The sequence below is a fragment of the Streptomyces sp. So13.3 genome, assembly GCF_005860785.2.
Taxonomy (GTDB): domain Bacteria; phylum Actinomycetota; class Actinomycetes; order Streptomycetales; family Streptomycetaceae; genus Actinacidiphila; species Actinacidiphila fildesensis.
The window spans coordinates 2431081-2449582 of sequence record NZ_CP048835.1; the positions used below are offsets into that span (position 1 = coordinate 2431081).

At 71.8% G+C, this 18502-nt stretch carries 18 protein-coding genes; 2 read left to right on the forward strand and 16 right to left on the reverse strand.

The genetic code is table 11. The features are described from left to right. Positions 1–60 precede the first annotated feature (60 nt). Positions 61–633 carry a bifunctional pyr operon transcriptional regulator/uracil phosphoribosyltransferase PyrR gene (pyrR, locus tag C8250_RS11010; RefSeq protein ID WP_138352601.1) on the reverse strand — a complete coding sequence of 191 codons (573 nt, stop codon included), beginning with the start codon at positions 631–633 and terminating at the stop codon, positions 61–63. A gap of 237 nt (positions 634–870) precedes the next feature. Here pyrR and bldD point away from each other — a divergent pair, with 237 nt between their 5' ends. Further along, positions 871–1371 carry a transcriptional regulator BldD gene (bldD, locus tag C8250_RS11015; RefSeq protein WP_138352602.1) on the forward strand — a complete coding sequence of 167 codons (501 nt, stop codon included), beginning with the start codon at positions 871–873 and terminating at the stop codon, positions 1369–1371. A 116-nt stretch (positions 1372–1487) separates the two neighbouring features. Here bldD and C8250_RS11020 read toward each other — a convergent pair whose 3' ends face one another. From C8250_RS11020 to C8250_RS11090, 15 genes are all read right to left on the reverse strand, one after another. Next, entirely contained in the window at positions 1488–2948 is a 1461-nt protein-coding gene (locus C8250_RS11020; protein WP_138352603.1) for an aminotransferase class V-fold PLP-dependent enzyme, read from the reverse strand. Positions 2949–3042: 94 nt separating this feature from the next. Then, complete coding sequence (gene nusB, locus C8250_RS11025; RefSeq protein ID WP_138352604.1) at positions 3043–3468, reverse strand: transcription antitermination factor NusB; 426 nt, start codon at positions 3466–3468, stop codon at positions 3043–3045. Between the two features lies 1 nt (position 3469). Next, on the reverse strand, positions 3470–4036 hold the full coding sequence (gene efp, locus C8250_RS11030; protein ID WP_138352605.1) for an elongation factor P: 567 nt from the start codon (positions 4034–4036) through the stop codon (positions 3470–3472). A gap of 53 nt (positions 4037–4089) precedes the next feature. After that, positions 4090–5199: an aminopeptidase P family protein gene (locus tag C8250_RS11035; RefSeq protein WP_138352606.1), complete on the reverse strand. Its 1110-nt coding sequence runs from the start codon at positions 5197–5199 to the stop codon at positions 4090–4092. A 69-nt stretch (positions 5200–5268) separates the two neighbouring features. Beyond that, the gene (locus C8250_RS11040) at positions 5269–5967 is read right to left on the reverse strand and encodes an AAA family ATPase (protein WP_138352607.1); all 699 of its coding nucleotides are present in this window, start codon (positions 5965–5967) and stop codon (positions 5269–5271) included. 136 nt (positions 5968–6103) lie between these two features. Next, positions 6104–6544, reverse strand: a complete 441-nt coding sequence (gene aroQ / locus C8250_RS11045; protein WP_138352722.1) for a type II 3-dehydroquinate dehydratase — start codon at positions 6542–6544, stop codon at positions 6104–6106. Between the two features lie 5 nt (positions 6545–6549). Beyond that, positions 6550–7641 (reverse strand): 3-dehydroquinate synthase, encoded by a 1092-nt coding sequence (aroB, locus tag C8250_RS11050; RefSeq protein ID WP_138352608.1) that lies wholly within the window; start codon positions 7639–7641, stop codon positions 6550–6552. Then, complete coding sequence (locus C8250_RS11055) at positions 7638–8153, reverse strand: shikimate kinase (RefSeq protein ID WP_138352609.1); 516 nt, start codon at positions 8151–8153, stop codon at positions 7638–7640. Before C8250_RS11055 ends, aroB begins: the two co-directional genes overlap by 4 nt. Then, positions 8150–9334: a chorismate synthase gene (gene aroC / locus C8250_RS11060; protein WP_138352610.1), complete on the reverse strand. Its 1185-nt coding sequence runs from the start codon at positions 9332–9334 to the stop codon at positions 8150–8152. Before aroC ends, C8250_RS11055 begins: the two co-directional genes overlap by 4 nt. Positions 9335–9506: 172 nt before the next feature. After that, positions 9507–10349: a shikimate dehydrogenase gene (locus tag C8250_RS11065; protein WP_138352611.1), complete on the reverse strand. Its 843-nt coding sequence runs from the start codon at positions 10347–10349 to the stop codon at positions 9507–9509. Then, a complete protein-coding gene (gene mltG / locus C8250_RS11070) occupies positions 10349–12112 on the reverse strand; it encodes an endolytic transglycosylase MltG (protein ID WP_138352612.1) in 1764 nt (587 codons plus the stop codon). Before mltG ends, C8250_RS11065 begins: the two co-directional genes overlap by 1 nt. Positions 12113–12232: 120 nt before the next feature. Beyond that, the gene (ruvX, locus tag C8250_RS11075) at positions 12233–12697 is read right to left on the reverse strand and encodes a Holliday junction resolvase RuvX (RefSeq protein WP_138352613.1); all 465 of its coding nucleotides are present in this window, start codon (positions 12695–12697) and stop codon (positions 12233–12235) included. Between the two features lie 2 nt (positions 12698–12699). Continuing rightward, positions 12700–15369, reverse strand: a complete 2670-nt coding sequence (alaS, locus tag C8250_RS11080; RefSeq protein WP_138352614.1) for an alanine--tRNA ligase — start codon at positions 15367–15369, stop codon at positions 12700–12702. Continuing rightward, positions 15369–15725, reverse strand: a complete 357-nt coding sequence (locus C8250_RS11085; RefSeq protein ID WP_138352615.1) for a DUF6167 family protein — start codon at positions 15723–15725, stop codon at positions 15369–15371. Before C8250_RS11085 ends, alaS begins: the two co-directional genes overlap by 1 nt. Before the next feature lie 6 nt (positions 15726–15731). Continuing rightward, complete coding sequence (locus C8250_RS11090) at positions 15732–16166, reverse strand: DUF948 domain-containing protein (protein ID WP_138352616.1); 435 nt, start codon at positions 16164–16166, stop codon at positions 15732–15734. A 182-nt stretch (positions 16167–16348) separates the two neighbouring features. Between C8250_RS11090 and C8250_RS11095 the strand changes: the two genes are divergently transcribed. After that, a complete protein-coding gene (locus tag C8250_RS11095) occupies positions 16349–18499 on the forward strand; it encodes an AAA family ATPase (RefSeq protein WP_138352617.1) in 2151 nt (716 codons plus the stop codon). The last annotated feature ends 3 nt before the right edge of the window (positions 18500–18502 follow it).

Consider the following 18502-nt stretch of genomic DNA (forward strand, 5'->3'; position numbering starts at 1 on the left):
GGGACGGCGGAGGGCATGCTCGTGGGCCCGGACCACACAGGGGTCCGGGTCGTGCTTGCGCTATTCGTCCGCCGGGGAGCCCTCGCGCACGCCGAGGAGGACCGTGTCACGGCCGTCCTCTTCGGTGAGGTGGACCTTGACGGTCTCGCGCAGCGAGGTGGGGAGGTTCTTGCCGACGTAGTCGGCCCGGATCGGGAGTTCGCGGTGGCCGCGGTCGACCAGGACGGCGAGCTGTACGGCTCGCGGCCGGCCGATGTCATTGAGCGCGTCGAGGGCGGCGCGGATCGTGCGGCCCGAGAAGAGCACGTCGTCGACGAGGATCACCAGCCGGCCGTCGACGCCGTCACCGGGGATGTCGGTGCGGGCCAGCGCGCGGGCCGGGTGCAGCCGCAGGTCGTCGCGGTACATGGTGATGTCGAGCGACCCGACCGGGACCTTGCGGCCGGTGATGTCGGCGAGCTTGTCGGCCAGTCTGCGGGCGAGGAAGACACCGCGGGTGGGAATGCCGAGGAGCACCACGTCGTCGGCGCCCTTGGCGCGTTCGACGATCTCGTGGGCGATGCGGGTCAGGACCCGGGCCATGTCCGGTGCTTCGAGCACCGGGCGTGCGGATGTACTGCGGTCTTCAGCCATGAAGGGCTCTCCTTCCCCGCCTCACAGGACGGGTCTTAAAGGACGCCAGGGATACAGCCTCACGTTACCAGGCGCGCAGGTCGCGTTCTCGGGCGGTCACCCGCACGATAGGCACACCGGTACGAATCGGACGCTCGTGCAGTACAGGGAGACCGGTCCGGACCATTCGGCTTGACGAAGTCAAATTACGCTGCGTAACCTCACAGTGAGTCACCGAGATTCCGTCCGGGGAGCCTTATGTCCAGCGATTACGCCAAACAGCTCGGAGCCAAGCTCCGCGCCATCCGCACGCAGCAGGGTCTCTCCCTTCACGGCGTCGAGGAGAAGTCCCAGGGCCGCTGGAAGGCCGTCGTCGTCGGCTCGTACGAGCGTGGCGACCGCGCCGTGACCGTACAGCGACTCGCCGAGCTGGCGGACTTCTACGGAGTGCCGGTCCAGGAACTGCTGCCCGGCACCACGCCGGGCGGGGCCGCCGAGCCGCCGCCGAAGCTTGTCCTGGACCTGGAGCGACTGTCCCAGGTCCCGCCGGACAAGGCCGGTCCGCTGCAGCGCTACGCCGCCACCATCCAGAGCCAGCGCGGGGACTACAACGGCAAGGTGCTGTCGATCCGCCAGGACGACCTGCGCACGCTGGCCGTGATCTACGACCAGTCGCCGTCGGTCCTCACCGAGCAGCTCATCGGCTGGGGCGTCCTCGACGCCGACGCGCGCCGCGCGGTTCAGCACGAAGACGGCTGAAAACGGCTGTCAAACACAAGTGCAGAAACGTACCGCCCGGGGCGGTGTCCGCAGGGACACCGCCCCGGGCGGTTCTGTTTGCCCCGGAGCCCGGAAGGGGCCCGCGGCGGTCTCCGTCACTCGTACGGCCCAGTCCGCGCCCGGTAGAGCCGGCCGATGACTTCCGGCAGCAGCCGTTCGGTCAGCCGGGGCGGCAGTTCCTGCAGGACCGCCAGCACCGGGGCCATCCGCTCCGGGAGCGCCCCGTCGTCGGAAATGCCGGCGAGCTGGAGGGCCAGAGCGACCTCCTCGGGGCCGAGCGTGTCGGGATCGAGCTGGGCGGCGAGCCCGGCGAGCCCTTCGTCGACGGTGGCCGGGCCGAGGTCACGGGCCCGCCGTACGGCGCCGCCGAGCTCCTCCAGCAGCAGGGCGATCCGCCCGGGGGACGCCACCGCGGCCGTGACGGTCAGATGCAGATTGGGCGGGGAGCCGCCGAAGGCGGGCTGCGGCTGCAGGAACCACCCGCGCAGCCGCATCTCGTCGGCGACGACGAAGGGGTCGAGCCCCGGGTCGTCGGAGGCCACGGCGACCAGCGACGCCTGCGGGCTGCCCAGCACCCGCAGCCCGTCGATTCGGCCGATGCCCCCGACGAGGGCCTGTACCGCCTCGTGCACGCGCCCGGAGAGCTCGGCGTAGGCCGAGGGGCCGATCCGCCGCAGGACCGCCCAGGCGGCGGCCAGCGGCCCGGCGGACTTGGTGCCCTGGAGCGTCGCGTTGACCACCGGGTAGCCGGGCCATGAGGCGTCCGCGAACCAGCCGTGCCGGCGCAGCTCGGCGTCCCGGAGGAGCAGCACCGAGGCGCCCTTGGGGGTGTACGCGTACTTGTGCAGGTCCACCGAGAGCGACGTGACGCCCGGCACCGCCAGGTCGAACGCGGGCGGCCGGGGCAGCGTCCTGGGCAGGTGCGCCAGGTACCAGCCGCCGATGCAGGCGTCGACATGGCACAGCACCCCGCGCCCGGCCGCCGCGGCGGCGATCTCGGTGACCGGATCGATCACCCCGTGGGCGTAGGACGGTGCCGAGGCCACCACCAGGGCCGTCCGGTCGGTGGTGGCGGCCGCCATGGCCTCCGGGCGGGCCCGGAACGTCACCGGGTCCACCGGGACCGTGACGACGGTCAGGCCGAAGAGCGCGGCGGCCTTGCGGAAGGCCGCGTGGGCGGTGGCGGGCAGCACGAGTTCCGGGGCGGTGACGCCCCGGGTGCGGCGGGCGTGGTTCCGGGCGGTCAGCACGGCGAGCAGACAGCTCTCGGTACCGCCGCTGGTGAAGGTGCCGGCTGTCCGGTCGTCCCCGCCGAGCAGTCCGGCGGCCCGGCCGACGATGTCGTTCTCCAGGGCCACCACGCTGGGAAAGGCCGTCATGTCCAGGCCGTTGACCCCGGCGAAGGCCGCCTGGGCGCGCTCCGCGAGGTCGTCGAGACCGTCCAGCCCGGAGTCGTAGACGTACGCCATGGTGCGGCCGCCGCGCACCGGCAGGTCCTGGGACCGCAGCGCCGTCAGCCGGTCGATGATCTCCTGATCGGTCTCCTGATCGGACATGCCAGCGAAACTAGGCCACCGTCCGGGAAACGCACCAGGCCCAAAGCAGAAGATTGTTCAGCTTCTGCTCCGGGCCTGGTCGGTGCGGGTGACGCTATCGCCGGAGAGTCGGCTTGAGGTCCTTCAGACGGGCCAGCAGCCCGTTGACGAAGGCGGGCGACTCATCGGTGGAGAACTCCTTGGCGAGCTGGACCGCCTCGTCCAGCACGACCGCGTCCGGGGTCTCGTCCTCCCAGATCAACTCATAGGTGCCGAGCCGCAGGACGTTCCGGTCGACGACCGGCATCCGGTCCAGCGTCCAGCCCACCGAGTAGGTCGCGAGCAGCTCGTCGATGCGGGGCGCGTTGGCGGCGTACCCCTCGACCAGCTGCATGGTGTACTCGGTGACCGGCGGCTGCCGGTCGTCGGTCCGGGCGAGCCGGATCCAGTCCGCCATGGCGGTCTTCGGGTCGACACCCCGCTGATCCGCTTCGAAGAGGATCTGGAAGGCACGCTTGCGGGCCTTGTTCCGAGCAGCCACGTTAGCTGTTCACCCGGCCGAGATAGTCACCCGAACGGGTGTCGACCTTGATCTTCTCACCGGTGGTGATGAAGAGCGGAACGCCGATCTCGTAGCCGGTCTCGAGCCGGGCCGGCTTGGAGCCACCGGTGGACCGGTCGCCCTGGACACCCGGCTCGGTGTACTCGATGACCAGCTCGACGGAGGCCGGGAGCTCGATGTAGAGCGGAGCGCCCTCGTACATCGCCACGACGGCCTCGAAGCCTTCGAGGAGGTAGTTGGCGGCGTCGCCGACGACCTCGGGGGTGATGTACACCTGGTCGAAGGTGTCGGTGTCCATGAAGACGAAGTCGGTGCCGTCCTTGTAGGAGAACTGCATACCGCGCTTGTCGACGTTGGCCGTCTCGACCTTGATGCCGGCGTTGAAGGTCTTGTCGACGACCTTGCCGGACAGCACGTGCTTGAGCTTCGTGCGGACGAAGGCGGGGCCCTTGCCGGGCTTGACGTGCTGGAACTCGACAACGGTCCAGAGCTGGCCGCCGTCGAGCTTGAGCACGAGGCCGTTCTTGAGGTCGTTCGTGGATGCCACGGTTGCGGAATCTCCTGAAAGTGCAGCTTCGGAGACCGAGGGGGCGCGCCCTTTTACAGGGCGAGCAGTTCCTTGGTCGTAATGGTGAGTAGCTCGGGCCCGCCGTCCGTCGGTGGACGTACGACGAGTGTGTCGTCGATGCGGACACCGCCGCGGCCCGGAAGGTGGACCCCCGGTTCGACGGTGACCGGCACGCAAGCGTCCAGTTTACCCATGGCCGCAGGTGACAGCCGAGGGTCCTCGTCGATTTCGAGTCCCACGCCGTGTCCCGTCACCTCTCCGAGGGCCTCCCCGTAGCCCGCGGCGGCCAGTACGGAGCGTGCCGCGTGGTCCACATCACGGCAGGCCACACCGGGTGCGAGCGCCTCCCGGCCGGCCCGCTGGGCGGCGAAGACCAGCTCGTACAGCTCGATCTGCCAGTCGGCGGGAGAAGTCCCCACGACGAAGGTGCGGCCGACCTCGCAGCGGTATCCGCGGTAGCAGGCGCCGAGCCGGACGGTGAGGAAGTCGCCCTCCTCGACGCGCCGGTCGGTGGGGACGTGCCGCGCGGCCCCCGAGTGCGGCCCGGTGCCCACACAGGTGGGGAAGGCCGGACCGTCCGCGCCGTGGTCGACCAGCCGGCGCTCCAGTTCCAGCGCGAGGTGCCGCTCGGTCCTGCCGACCAGGATCGACTCCAGCAGCTCGCCGAGCGCCTGGTCGGCGAGTTCGGCGGCGATCCGGATCGAGGCGATCTCCTGCTCGTCCTTGACCACCCGCAGCTGTTCCACGGCCCCGCGGAGGTCGGTCAGCCGCAGGCCTGGCGCGACCGAGCCGATCGCCCGGTGCCGGCTGACCGTGAGGTGGTGTTCCTCGACGGCCAGCGTGTCGCCCCGCCGGTCGAGGACCAGTCCGGCGGCGGCCACCACCGGATCGCCGTCCGACCGGGCCAGGACCACGGTCCGTACGTCCTCCGGCGGCTGCGCCTCGGACAGGTCCCCGACCGCGGGGCGGCTGCGGACCAGCGCGTCCTGGTCGCCGGGGCCGATCAGCAGGACCGCGCCGGCCGGCGCGCAGCCGGTCAGATAGCGGACGTTCGCGGGGCGGGAGACCAGCGCCGCCGCCGCTCCGGACGCCGCGCATCGGTCGCGCAGGCGCTCTCTGCGGGCTGCGTGCACGTCGGACATGTCGCGAGCGTACGTGCGGGCCGTCCGGGGGGCCGCCCGAGCGCGTCCGACCGGGGACGGCCCGCCGGGCTACCAGACGGGCGGGCCCTGGACGCTGCGGGCCACGACCCGGTCCAGGGCCGCGGCCGCCGCGACCACGTCGAGCTGCGAATTGTCGATGATCGGCAGTCCTGATCCGTACCAGCCGGCCATCCGGCCGTGGATCCGGGCGACCTCCTCGTCGGACAGCCGCCGGTTCCCGTTGCGCGCGGCGTTGCGGGCCAACACCACGTCCAGGCCCGGGAGCAGGACGACCGGCAGCAGGCCGGGGCCGACGTGCCGCTTCCAGCCACCGAGGCCGACGACCGGCCGGTCCGGGAAGACCGCGTCGTCGATGATGCACGATATGCCGTTGGCCAGGAAGTTCCGGGCCGAGAAGCCGCAGGTGCGGCGGGCCAGCCGGTACTGGGCCTCGGAGTGCTCGTTCCAGCCGGCCTGCGGGTCCGCGAAACCGGAGCGGACCCACTCGCGGACGTCGTCGAGGCTGATGTGGGCGGTCGGTACGCCGCGGTTGTCCGCCCAGTGCCGGGCGATGGTGGTCTTGCCGGCCCCGGCCGCGCCGATCAGCAGGACCGCCACGGGCCCCGGGCCGCCGCCCGGCGGCGAGCCGCCGGAAGCGGCGGGCAGCTGGACCGGGCCGGCGGCAGGCAGGGGGAAGTGGCCGGTGGTGCTGGGGGCCGGCTGAGGTCCCGGCCGGCCGGGCTGCGGTGCCCCCACAGCGTGCTGCATCCCGTCCCACTCCATCTCGTGCCGGAGGTTCTGCTTCCGTGACGGCCGGGAACAGGCCGTTCGAACCGAACCGTACCGTCCCCGGAGGCTCTTGTGTGAACGGCCGGGGAGCGGCACAGGTGCCCGGACGGCGATGTCAGCCGGTGATCTCCTCCGCCAGGGCGCGCAGCGCCAGCCGGTAGGAGCCGATGCCGAAGCCGGCGACGGTACCGGTGGAGACGGCCGCGATGACCGAGGTGTGGCGGAATTCCTCACGGGTGTACGGGTTCGAGATGTGCACCTCGATGAGCGGAGCGGTGCGCTGGGCCGCCGCGTCCCGGATCCCGTACGAGTAGTGGGTGAACGCGCCGGGGTTGATGACGACCGGGATCCGGCCGTCGGCCGCCTCGTGCAGCCAGCGGATCAGCTCGCCCTCGTCGTTGGTCTCGCGGACCTCGACGTCGAAGCCGAGCTCCTTGCCGAGGGTGGTGCAGGCCTCGACGAGCCCGGCGTACGAGGTGGCGCCGTACACGTCGGGCTCGCGGGAGCCGAGCCGGCCGAGGTTCGGCCCGTTCAGCACCAGGACGCGGCCGCTCACCCCGGTCACTTGGAGACCTCCGCGTAGGCGGCCACCAGGACCGCCGGGTCCGGGCCCTCCAGGACGGTGGGCTTGGCCAGCCCGTCCAGCACGATGAAGCGCAGCAGGTCACCGCGGGACTTCTTGTCGACGCGCATGGTGTCCAGCAGCTTCGGCCACTGGTCCCCGCGGTAGGTCAGCGGCAGCCCCACCGACTCCAGGACGGTGCGGTGCCGGTCGGCGGTCGCGTCGTCCAGCCGGCCGGCCAGCCGGCCCAGCTCGGCGGCGAAGACCATGCCGATGGAGACCGCGGCGCCGTGCCGCCAGTTGTAGCGCTCGTTCTTCTCGATGGCGTGCGCCAGGGTGTGGCCGTAGTTCAGGATCTCGCGCGGGCCGCTCTCCTTGAGGTCGGCGGAGACCACGTCGGCCTTGACCTGGATGGAGCGCACGATCAGCTCGGCGGTGTGCTCGCCCTGCGGCGTACGGGCCCCGGCCGGGTCGGCCTCGATCAGGTCCAGGATCACCGGGTCGGCGATGAAGCCGGCCTTGATGATCTCGGCGAGGCCGCTGATGTAGTCGTTGGGCGGCAGCGAGTCCAGCGCCGCGAGGTCGCACAGCACCCCGGTCGGCGGGTGGAACGCCCCGACCAGGTTCTTGCCCTCGGCGGTGTTGATGCCGGTCTTCCCGCCGACCGCCGCGTCCACCATGCCCAGCACGGTGGTGGGGACGGCGATCCAGCGCACTCCGCGCAGCCAGGTCGCCGCCACGAAGCCGGCGATGTCCGTGGTGGCTCCGCCGCCGACGCCGACGATCACGTCGGTGCGGGTGAAGCCGGTCTGGCCCAGCGCCTTCCAGCAGTAGGCGGCGACCTCGACGGTCTTGGCCTCCTCGGCGTTCGGCAGCTGGATCGCGATGGCCTCGAAGCCCTGCTCGGCGAGGTCAGCGCGCAGCGCCTCGCCGGTGGCGGCGAGCGCCTCCGGGTGCAGGACCGCGACCCGCTTGGCGGCCGGCCCGATGAGGGCGGGCAGCTCGGCCAGCAGCTGGCGTCCGACCAGCACCTCGTAGGGTTCCGTACCCGCGGTGCCGGCGATCGCGATACGGGTGGGGTTCTCGCTCATGCGTCCTTCAACTCCAGTGCGTCGAGGACCGCTTCGGCAGCGTCCTCGGGGGTGCGGTCGTCGGTGGAGACGACCGCGCGGGCGACCTCGGTGTACAGCGGACGGCGCTTCTCCATCAGCTCGCGCCACTGCTGGCGCGGGGCGACGGCGAGCAGCGGGCGTGGGGCGTCCAGCCCGACCCGCTTGACGGCGTCGTTGACTCCGACGTCCAGGAAGACCACCGGGCGGCCGCGCAGCAGGCTGCGGGCGACCGGCGACATGATCGCTCCGCCGCCGAGCGCCAGTACGCCGGTGTGCTCGGCGAGGGCGTCGGTGACCGCGGCCAGTTCGAGCTGCCGGAAGTGGTCCTCACCGTCGTTGATGAAGATCTCCGGGATGGACTTGCCCGCCGTCTGCGCGACATCCGCGTCGGTGTCCCGGTAGGTGGTGCCGAGCCGGGCCGCGAGCAGCATGCCGACGGTGGTCTTGCCCGCACCGGGCGGGCCGACGAGGACGACCAGCGGCCCGGTCAACGGATCGCCAGGTTCTCGAGGTACCCCTGGACGTTGCGCCGGGTCTCGCCCACCGAGTCGCCGCCGAACTTCTCCGCGACCGCGTCGGCGAGCACCAGCGCGACCATGGCCTCCGCGACGATCCCGGCGGCCGGCACCGCGCAGACGTCCGAGCGCTGGTGATGGGCCGCGGCGACCTCACCGGTGGTGACGTCGACGGTGGCCAGGGCGCGCGGCACCGTCGCGATCGGCTTCATCGCCGCCCGGACCCGCAGCAGCTCACCGGTGCTCATCCCGCCCTCGGTGCCGCCGGAGCGGCCGGTGGAGCGGCGGATGCCCTCGGGGCTGGGCACGATCTCGTCGTGCGCCTGCGAACCCGGCACCCGGGCCAGCCCGAAGCCGTCGCCGACCTCGACGCCCTTGATCGCCTGGATGCCCATCAGGGCGGCGGCCAGCCGCGCGTCGAGCCGGCGGTCCCAGTGGACGTGGCTGCCGAGTCCGACGGGAACGCCGTACGCCAGCACCTCGACGACTCCGCCCAGGGTGTCGCCGTCCTTGTGGGCCTGGTCGATCTCGGCGACCATCGCGTCGCTCGCGTCGGAGTCCAGGCAGCGCACCGGGTCGGCGTCGAGGCGGGCCTCGTCGGCGGGCACCGGCACGACCCCGTACGGGGCCTTGGCCGCGGCCAGTTCGACGACATGGCTGACGATCTCGATGCCCGTCGTCTCCTTGAGGTAGGAGCGGGCGACGGCGCCCAGCGCGACGCGGGCGGCGGTCTCCCGGGCGCTGGCGCGCTCCAGGATCGGCCGGGCCTCGTCCAGCGCGTACTTCTGCATACCGGCGAGGTCCGCGTGGCCGGGGCGCGGGCGGGTCAGCGGCGCGTTGCGCCCCAGACCGGCCAGGATCTCCGGGTCGACGGGGTCGGCCGCCATGACCTGTTCCCACTTGGGCCACTCGGTGTTGCCGACCATGATCGCGACCGGGCTGCCCATGGTCAGGCCGTGCCGTACGCCGCCGAGGAAGGTGACCTCGTCCTGCTCGAACTTCATCCGGGCACCGCGGCCATAACCCAGCCGCCGGCGCGCCAGCGCGTCCGCCACCATCGCCGTGGTGACGGGTACGCCGGAGGGCAGCCCCTCCAGCGTCGCGACGAGTGCGGGGCCGTGCGACTCCCCCGCGGTCAGCCAGCGCAACCTGCTCAACGGTGCTCCTCTTGCTCGCGCCTCGAACGTCCGAAATTCAACGGCACGGCCGGGTGCGCGGCCCTGGCCCGCCACCACCGATCCTCCCACGGCCGGGGCGGACGTCCCGCCTCCGGTCCAGGTTGTGGACGTGGCGGCGCGGCGGGCTCAGAACGGGTGGACGCCGCCGGTGTCAGACACCCAGTGCCGCCTCGCCGGCGGCGCGCATCGCCGCGAGCGGTGCGGGAGTCCGGCCGGTCATCCGCTCGACCTGGAGCACGGCCTGGTGCACCAGGAGGTCGAGGCCGCCGACGACCTCGCCGCCGCGGGCCGTCCAGGCGGCCGCGAGGGCGGTCGGCCACGGGTGGTACAGCACGTCGAAGAGCGCGCCCGGCCGCTCCGGCACGAACTCGGCGAGGCCGTCGGTGGCGCCCGCCGGGGTGGTGGCGATCACCAGCGGTGCCTCGAACGCCTTCGCCGCGTCGCCCCAGTCCTCGGTGCGCACCCGCACGCCCAGCCGTTCGCCCCACTCGCGCATCTCGGCGGCGCGCGCGGCGCTGCGCACGTACACGGTGACCTCGCCGGCGCAGATCCGGGCGAGCGCGGCCAGCGCGGACGAGGCGGTCGCCCCGGCGCCGAGCACCACCGCGGACTCCACGCTCGTCACACCGTGTTCGCGCAGCGCGGCGGCGATTCCCGGGATGTCGGTGTTGTCGCCGGTCAGCCGGCCGTCCGCGGTGAAGACCACGGTGTTGACGGCCTCGACGGAGGCCGCGGTGGCGCTGACCTCGTCCAGCAGCGGGATGACCGCGCGCTTGAGCGGCATCGTCAGCGACAGCCCGGCCCAGCTGCCCGGCTCCCCCGTGCCGTCCCGGACCCCGGCCAGGAAGCCGGGCAGCGCCGCCTCACCCACCTCGAAGGGGTCGTAGCGCCAGCCGGTGAGACCGAGCTCGGCGTACGCGGCCCGGTGCAGCACCGGTGAGAGCGAGTGGGAGATCGGCGAGCCGAGGACTCCGGCCCGGCGTGGTGCACTCATCAGCCGGTGCCCTTGTTCTTGTTGAACTCCTGGACGTTCTTCTGGTGCTCCGTGTAGCTGTCGGTGAAGCGCGTGTCGCCCTTCTTGACCGTGACGAAGTACAGCCAGTTGCCCGTCGTCGGGTGCAGCGCCGCGTCGATCGCCTGGTGTCCCGGGTTGCCGATCGGACCGGGCGGCAGGCCCTTGTGGAGGTAGGTGTTGTACGGCGACGGGAACTTGGTGTCCTTGGTGGACGTGTTCAGCGTGGAGCGGCCCATGGCGTAGTTGATCGTCGAGTCGAAGCCCAGCGCCATGTCCTTGTCGAGGCGGTTGTAGATGACCCGCGAGACCTTGCCGAACTCCTCGTCCTCCTGCGCCTCGGCCTGGATGAGGCTGGCGATGGTGACGATCTGCAGCGGCGTCTTGTGGACCTTCTTCGCCTCTTCCTCGATGTTGTCCTTTTTGTACTCGCTCTGGGCCTGCGCGACCATCTGCTTGAGCAGGTCGAGCGGCTTGGTGGCCTTGCCGACGCTGTACCTCGACGGGAAGAGGAAGCCCTCGACATTGCCCTGCGCCCAGGCGGGCAGGCCCAGGTCGGCGCCCTTGGCGGCGGCCTGTGTGGTGCCCGCCTTGATGCTCAGCCGCTTGTCGATGGCGGCGTAGATCTCGGTGGCCCGCAGCCCCTCGGGAATGATGATGGCGCTCTGCTTGGTCGGGTCGGTCATCATCGTGACCGCCGCCGCGGCCGACATCTCCTTGTGGAGGAGGAAAATGCCGGCCTGGATGCTCTTGCCCTTGGGATTCTTGCCGGCCGCCGCGGTGAAGGCGTCGACGCTCTTGACCACGCCGGCGGTCTTGAGAATGTTGCCCATGTCCGTGAGCGTCGAGCCCTTGGGGATCGTGACCTGCACGTCTCCGGTGCCCTCGCCCGAGAAGTCGGGTGCCGCGCCGAAGTGGCTCTCGTAGAACTGGTAGCCGAAGTAGCCGGCACCGCCGACGCCGCCGCCGAGGACCAGCAGGACGACCAGGCAGGCGCAGCCGCTGCGGCGCTTCTTGCCCTCTTTCTTGCCGCCCTTGCCGCCGCGCTTGCGGCCGCCGCGGCCGGCCGGGGTGTCGTCGTCCGGCTCTTCCTCGTCCGTGCCGTCGGCGAAGAAGGCGTGCGTCTCGGGCTCGGACTCGGCCTCCCAGTCGCCGGTGTTGTCAGGGGCGGACCGCATCGGCTGCTGGGGCTGCTGCTCCGGCGGCTGCCGGTGCTGCGGCTGCTGCGGGGGCGGGTAGCCGCCCTGGCCGTAGAAGTCGGGCTGCTGGGAGCCGTAGGGATCGGCCGGCGGCTGGCCGCCGTAGGGATCGCCGGGGTTGGCACCGTACGGGGCGGACGAACCCCCGGAGGTGTCCCAGTCGTTGTACTGCTGCTGGCCCTGTTGCTGGCCCTGCTGGAGGTGCTGTTGCTGCTGCTGCTGCGGGTACTGCTGTTGCTGCTGGGGGTACCCCTGCTGCGGGTACTGCTCCTGCTGGGGGTACTGCTGCTGTTGCGGATTCTGCGGGTATTGCTGCTGTTGGGGGTTCTGCTGCTGGTTCTGGGGGTATTGCTGCTGCGGGGGGTACTGCTGCTGGGGAGCCTGCTGACCGTTGTACGGGTACTGCGGCTGCTGCCCGGTGGCGTAGGGGTCCCAGTCGTCCTGCGGCTGCGGCTGGCGCGGCTGCTGCTGGTACCCCTGGTCACCGAAGAGCGGGTCCTCGGGATGCCACGGTTCGGAGCCGGAGCCCCGGCCATAGTCAGTCATCGATCCCCTTGGTACGCGTCGGTACGCGGGGCGATCGCATCCTCGGAACTGGCCGCCCCTTGCGAAACGGGCGGCGCCAAGTGGCGCCGCCGTGTCGCGCGGAACGTTACCGTACCGCGATCAGATGACCACTTCGACGCTCTCCCCCGCTGGTTTCCCCGACACCCGTTCGGTCTCGAGGGCGCTCTGCAGGATGACGATCGCGGCTGCCTGATCGACCACCGCACGGCCCTTCTTGGCCTTGACGCCCGATGCCCGCAGGCCCTGGGTGGCGGTGACCGTGGTCATCCGCTCGTCCACCAGCCGCACCGGGACGGGCGCGATGATTTTTGCCACATCCTGCGCGAACGCCCGGACCTTGACCGCCGCGGGACCCTCGTTCCCGCTCAGCGAGCGCGGCAGCCCCAGGACGACCTCGATCGGCTCGTACTCCTCGATGATCGCAGCGAGGCGGCGCAGCGCCGCCGGGACGTCCCGCCCCGGAACCGTCTCGACCGGTGTCGCGAGGACCCCGTCGGGGTCGCACGAGGCGACCCCGATCCGGGCATCCCCGACATCGACGGCGATACGCCTGCCTCTGCGCACCGTCAGGCCTTCTCTTCGACCAGGCGCTGGACCGCGGCGACGGCCTCGTCCACGGCGGCCGGGTTCTGGCCGCCGCCCTGCGCGACGTCGTCCTTGCCGCCGCCACCACCACCGAGGGTCTTGGCGGCGGACCTGACGAGTTCACCGGCCTTGATACCGCGCTCGCGAGCGGCCTCGTTGGTGGCGATGACGGTGAGCGGGCGGCCGTTGGCCACGGTGAACAGCGCGACGACGGCGGCCCGGCCGCCCCCGATGCGCTGCCGCACGTCCAGGACGAGCTTGCGCAGGTCGTCGGCGCCGGTGCCCTCCGGCACGGTGCCGGTGACCAGGGCCACGCCCTTGATGTCCTGGGCGCCCTGCGCCAGTCCGGCCGCGGCCTGCAGGACCTTGTCGGCGCGGAACCGCTCGATCTCCTTCTCCGCGTCCTTGAGCTTGGCGAGCATGCCCGAGATCTTGTCGGGCAGCTCCTCGGGACGGCCCTTCACCAGCTCGGTGAGCTGCGCGACGACCGTGTGCTCACGGGCCAGGAACTTGTACGCGTCCACCCCGACCAGCGCCTCGACCCGGCGCACTCCGGAGCCGATGGACGACTCACCGAGCAGCTTGACCAGCCCGAGCTGGGCGGTGTTGCCGACGTGCGTACCGCCGCACAGCTCCTTGGAGAAGTCGCCGATGGTGACCACGCGGACCCGGTCGCCGTACTTCTCGCCGAACTCGGCGATGGCGCCCTGCTTCTTGGCCTCTTCCATGCTCATGACCTCGGCGGTCACGTCGAGCTCCCGGGCGAGCACCTCGTTGATCTTCTGTTCGACGTCGGTGAGCACCGTGCCGGGTACGGCGGCGGGCGAGCCGAAGTCGAAGCGGAAGCGCCCCGGGGAGTTCTCGGAACCGGCCTGGGCGGCGGTGGGGCCGAGCGCGTCCCGCAGCGCCTGGTGCGTGAGGTGCGTCGCGCTGTGCGCGCGGGCGATGGCCCGGCGGCGCACCAGGTCGATCTGGGCGAGCGCGCCGGCGCCGAGGGTGACCTCGCCGACCTGGACGACGCCCTTGTGCACGCTGACGCCGGCCACCGGCTGCTGCACGTCGCGGATCTCGATGATCGCGCCGGTGTCGATCCTGATCCGGCCGGTGTCGGCGAGCTGGCCGCCGCCCTCGGCGTAGAACGGGGTGCGGTCCAGGACGATCTCGACCTCGTCGCCCTCGTGGGCGGCCGGCGACGGGACACCGTCGACGAGCAGTCCGACGACGGTGGCCTCGTTCTGGTTGGAGCTGTAGCCGGTGAACTCGGTGGTGCCGGAGCGGTCGGCGACCTCACGGTAGGCCGAGAGGTCGGCGTGGCCCTGCTTCTTGCCGCGGGCGTCGGCCTTGGCGCGGTCCCGCTGCTCCTTCATGAGCCGGCGGAAGCCCTCCTCGTCCACCGACAGGCCCTGCTCGGAGGCCATTTCGAGGGTGAGGTCGATCGGGAAGCCCCACGTGTCGTGCAGCAGGAACGCCTTGTCGCCGGAGAGGACGGTGCCGCCGGCGGCCTTGGTCTCGCTGACGGCGGAGTCCAGGATGTTGGTGCCGCCGCTGATCGCCTTGAGGAAGGCGACCTCCTCGGAGAGGGCGACGGTCTCGATGCGCTTGCGGTCGGTGACCAGCTCCGGGTACTGCTCGCCCATCGTCTTGATGACGGTGTCCACGAGCTCGCCGACGACCGGCCCGGTGGCGCCCATCAGCCGCATGTTGCGGATGGCGCGGCGCATGATGCGGCGCAGCACGTAGCCGCGGCCCTCGTTGCCGGGGGTGACCCCGTCGCCGATGAGCATCACGGAGGTGCGCATGTGGTCGGCGACGACGCGCAGCGAGACGTCGGTGCCGTGGTCGGCGCCGTACCGGACACCGGTGAGTTCGGTGGCCGTGTCCATCACCACGCGCAGGGTGTCGGTCTCGTACATGTTCTGCACGCCCTGCAGGATCATCGCGAGGCGTTCGAGGCCGAGGCCGGTGTCGATGTTCTTCGACGGCAGCTCGCCGAGGATCTCGAAGTCGTCCTTGCCCTGGCCGGGGCCGCGCTCGTACTGCATGAAGACCAGGTTCCAGATCTCCACGTAGCGCTCGTCGTTGACGGCCGGGCCGCCCTCCTCGCCGAACGCCGGGCCCCGGTCGTAGTTGATCTCGGAGCAGGGTCCGCACGGTCCGGGGACGCCCATGGACCAGTAGTTGTCGGCCTTGCCCAGGCGCTGGATCCGCTCGGCGGGGACGCCCACGACCTCGCGCCAGATGCGCTCGGCCTCGTCGTCGTCCAGGTACACGGTGACCCAGAGCTTCTCGGGCTCCAGGCCGTAGCCGCCGTCCGCCACGGAGCTGGTGAGCAGCTCCCAGGCGTACGTGATGGCGCCTTCCTTGAAGTAGTCGCCGAAGGAGAAGTTGCCGCACATCTGGAAGAACGTGCCGTGCCGGGTGGTCTTGCCGACCTCTTCGATGTCGGGCGTCCGCACGCACTTCTGCACGCTGGTGGCGCGCTCGAAGGGCGGCTTGACCTCGCCGAGGAAGTACGGCTTGAACGGGACCATGCCCGCCGGGACCAGCAGCAGCGTCGGGTCGTCGGCGATGAGGGACGCCGAGGGCACGACCGTGTGCCCGCGCTCCTCGAAGAAGCGCAGCCAGCGGCGGCGGATTTCTGCCGACTCCATCAGTGATTGTCCTTCCGGTTGTACGACTGCTTGTGCGACTGCTTGTAGGACTTCTGGGGGTGTGACTGCTGCGGGAGCGGCTGCGGTGCGTCGAGTTCGGCCCGGCGCTGCCCGGGGAGGTCTCCCTCGGCGGCCTCCAGGCCCAGCGCGTCCTTGAGTTCGATCTCGCGCTCGGTCATCCCGGCGCGCACGTCCTGGGCGAAGAGCCGCAGGCGGGCGCCGGTTTCGAGCGCCTTGTCGGCCGCCGTCGCGGCGAGGCTGTCCGGGGAGAGCCTGCGCACCGCGCGGTTGACCTTGGTGGTGGCCCAGACGCCCGCGGCGGCGCCGGTGAAGAACCAGAACAGGCGGCGGAACATGGTGTGTCAGCCCTTCGAACGGTTGCGTCGGCTGCCGCGCCGGGCGGCCGGCAGCGCCTTGCCGACCACGACGGTGCGGGTCTTCCCCGCGCCCTTGGCCTGCAGGCCGACCGCGCGCCGCACCCCGTAGCCGAAGGCGGCGACCTTCACCAGCGGCCCGCCGAAGGTGGAGGCCACCGTCGAGGAGAGCGCGGAGGCGTTGGCGGTCACCTCGGCGACGTCCGCGGTGATCGTGTCGACCCGGTCGAGCTGGGTGTGCGCGGAGCGGAGCGCCGAGGTCGCCTCGCCGAGCAGCGGAACGGCCTGTTCGGTGACGTTCGCGACCAGTTCGGTGGTCTTCCTGAGCGTCTGGGACAGCCGGACGAGCGCCACCGCCAGGAACGACACCAGGATCGCCCAGAAGACGGCCACGATCAGGCCGGCCACCTCTCCACCGGACACGTTGCTGCGCTCCCTCACCGTCACCACTTCACAACAACAATCAGCTACCGACCCTATCGCGCCCGGCCTCGGCGTTCGTACCGCATTCCCGGCGCGGCGGCAGCGTCGCAGGGTAGTGCCCCGGGCCCCCGGAGGTGGCGTGATTGTACGTTCCGCTTACCACCCCGTACTCTCCGTAGACCATGGACACTGCGGGAAACCTCCCCGCCGAGCTGAACAGCTTCGTCGGGCGGGCCGCCGAACTCTCGGCCCTCGCCGGTTTGCTGGAGCAGGCGCGGCTGGTCACCATCACCGGGGTCGGCGGCGTCGGCAAGACCCGGCTGGCGGTGCGGACGGCACGGCAGGTGGCCGGCAGGTTCCCCGACGGGGTGTGGCTCGTGGAGCTGTCCGCCCTGTACAACGCGGAGCCGCTGGAACACAGCCTGGCCGAGGCGCTGAAGCTGGCCGACCACACCGGACGGCCGCCGCGGACCGCGCTCGCCGAGGAACTGGCCGAACGTGAACTGCTGCTGGTGCTGGACGGTTTCGAGCATGTGGTGCGGGAGTGCGCGGAACTCGTCGCGGAACTGCTGCGCCGGGCACCCGGGCTGCGGGTGCTGGCCGCCGCGCGCCGGCCGCTGGGCATCACCGGCGAGCACACCGTCCCGCTGGCGCCGCTGCCCGCGGCGGCCGCGGACGGTGACGCCGTCCGGCTGTTCGCCGACCGGGCGGCCGCCGTGCTGCCGGGCTTCACGGTCACCGCGGCCGACCAGGAGGCCACGGTGGAGCTGTGCCGGCGGCTGGACGGCATTCCGCTGGCGCTGGAACTGGCGGCGGGCCGGCTGCGGGCGCTCTCGGTGGGCCAGGTGCTGCAGCGCCTCGACGACCGTTTCCGGCTGCTGACCGGCGGCGACCCCAGCGCGCCGACCCGGCATCACACACTGCGGACCGCGATCGGCTGGAGCCACGAACTGTGCACGCCCGCCCAGCGGCTGCTGTGGGCCCGGCTCTCGGTCTTCGCCGGACTGTTCGACCTGGAGGCCGCGGAGTACGTGTGCTCCAGTCCCGATCTGCCCGCCGAGGACGTCATGGAGACGGTCGCCCAGCTGGTGGCGCAGTCGGTGGTGGCCTGCGAGGCGGGCGTCGGATACCGGATGCTGGAGACCGTCCGCGAGTACGGCGCCGGCTGGCTGGAGGCGCTGGACGACACGGAGCGCATGCAGCGCCGGCACCGCGACTGGTACCTCGGGCTGGCCACCTGGTGCGAGCTGGACTGGTTCAGCCCCCGGCAGGCCGAGGTCGCCGCCCGGGTCGAGACGGATCTGCCCAATCTGCGGCTGGCGCTGGAGTTCAGCCTCAGCGGCGCCGAGGATCCGCACGTGGGCCAGTACCTCGCGGCCACCCTCTGGTTCTACTGGGTGGGCTGCGGCCGGCTGTCCGAGGGCCGGCTCTGGCTGGCCAGAGCGCTGGAGCTGGAGACCTCGCACGCCGAGGCGCGGGCCAAGGCGATGTGGGTGTACGGGTATGTGGCCGTGCTGCAGGGCGATCCGGTGTGCGCGCTCGGCGTGCTGCAGGAGTGCCGCGACGAGGCCGCGCTGACGGGCAACGCGCCGGCCTCGGCGTACGCGGTGCACCGGCTGGGATGCCTCGCGCTGCTGTCGGACGACATGGTCAGGGCCGAGGAGCTGATCGGGGCGGCGCTGGACGCCTACCGCGAGATCGGCGAGCTCAACAGCAATGTGCTGATGGCGCAGGTCGAGCTGGCGATGGCGGTCGCCTTCCGGGGCGATCTGGAGCGGGCGGTGGCGCTGAGCGAGGAGGTCCGCGACATCTGCCGCGACCACGGTGAGCGCTGGGCGCTGGCCTACGCGCTCTATGTACTGGGGTACGCGGCCTGGCTCGGCGGGGACCCGGCCACCGCCCGGGAACTGGTCGAGGAGTGCCTGGTCATCGACCACGCCTTCCACGACCTGGTCGGCGCGGTGCTCGCCATCGAGCTGCTGGCGCTGATCACCGAGGGCGAGGGCGCGCCGTACGAGGCGGCGGTGCTGCAGGGCGCGGCCGGCCGGCTCTGGCGCTCGGTGGGCCTGCGGCTGTTCGGCTCGCAGTTCTTCAACGCGCCGCACGAGCTGTGCGAGAAGCGGGCCAGGACCGCCCTGGGCGATGCCGCCTATGAGGCGGGGCTGGCTGAGGGCGCGCGGTTCGGCCTGGACGCGGCGGTGGCACGGGCGCTGCGCGAGCTGCCGGCGGAGCAGCCGCCGGAGCGGCTCGGCACGGTGGCGCGGGTGGCCGGCCCCCGTACGCACGAACCCGCCGCCTCCCCTGCCGTGGGCGGCGGGGAGACGGCGGGCTGAGAG

Coding starts and splice junctions, on each gene's coding strand:
- C8250_RS11020 (WP_138352603.1), bottom strand. CDS start 2,948: ATGTCCGATCAGGAGACCGATCAGGAGATCATCGACCGGCTGACGGCG.
- C8250_RS11065 (WP_138352611.1), bottom strand. CDS start 10,349: ATGAGTGCACCACGCCGGGCCGGAGTCCTCGGCTCGCCGATCTCCCAC.
- C8250_RS11035 (WP_138352606.1), bottom strand. CDS start 5,199: ATGTCCGACGTGCACGCAGCCCGCAGAGAGCGCCTGCGCGACCGATGC.
- C8250_RS11085 (WP_138352615.1), bottom strand. CDS start 15,725: ATGTTCCGCCGCCTGTTCTGGTTCTTCACCGGCGCCGCCGCGGGCGTC.
- bldD (WP_138352602.1), top strand. CDS start 871: ATGTCCAGCGATTACGCCAAACAGCTCGGAGCCAAGCTCCGCGCCATC.
- C8250_RS11040 (WP_138352607.1), bottom strand. CDS start 5,967: ATGCAGCACGCTGTGGGGGCACCGCAGCCCGGCCGGCCGGGACCTCAG.
- aroB (WP_138352608.1), bottom strand. CDS start 7,641: ATGAGCGAGAACCCCACCCGTATCGCGATCGCCGGCACCGCGGGTACG.
- pyrR (WP_138352601.1), bottom strand. CDS start 633: ATGGCTGAAGACCGCAGTACATCCGCACGCCCGGTGCTCGAAGCACCG.
- mltG (WP_138352612.1), bottom strand. CDS start 12,112: ATGACTGACTATGGCCGGGGCTCCGGCTCCGAACCGTGGCATCCCGAG.
- C8250_RS11095 (WP_138352617.1), top strand. CDS start 16,349: ATGGACACTGCGGGAAACCTCCCCGCCGAGCTGAACAGCTTCGTCGGG.
- alaS (WP_138352614.1), bottom strand. CDS start 15,369: ATGGAGTCGGCAGAAATCCGCCGCCGCTGGCTGCGCTTCTTCGAGGAG.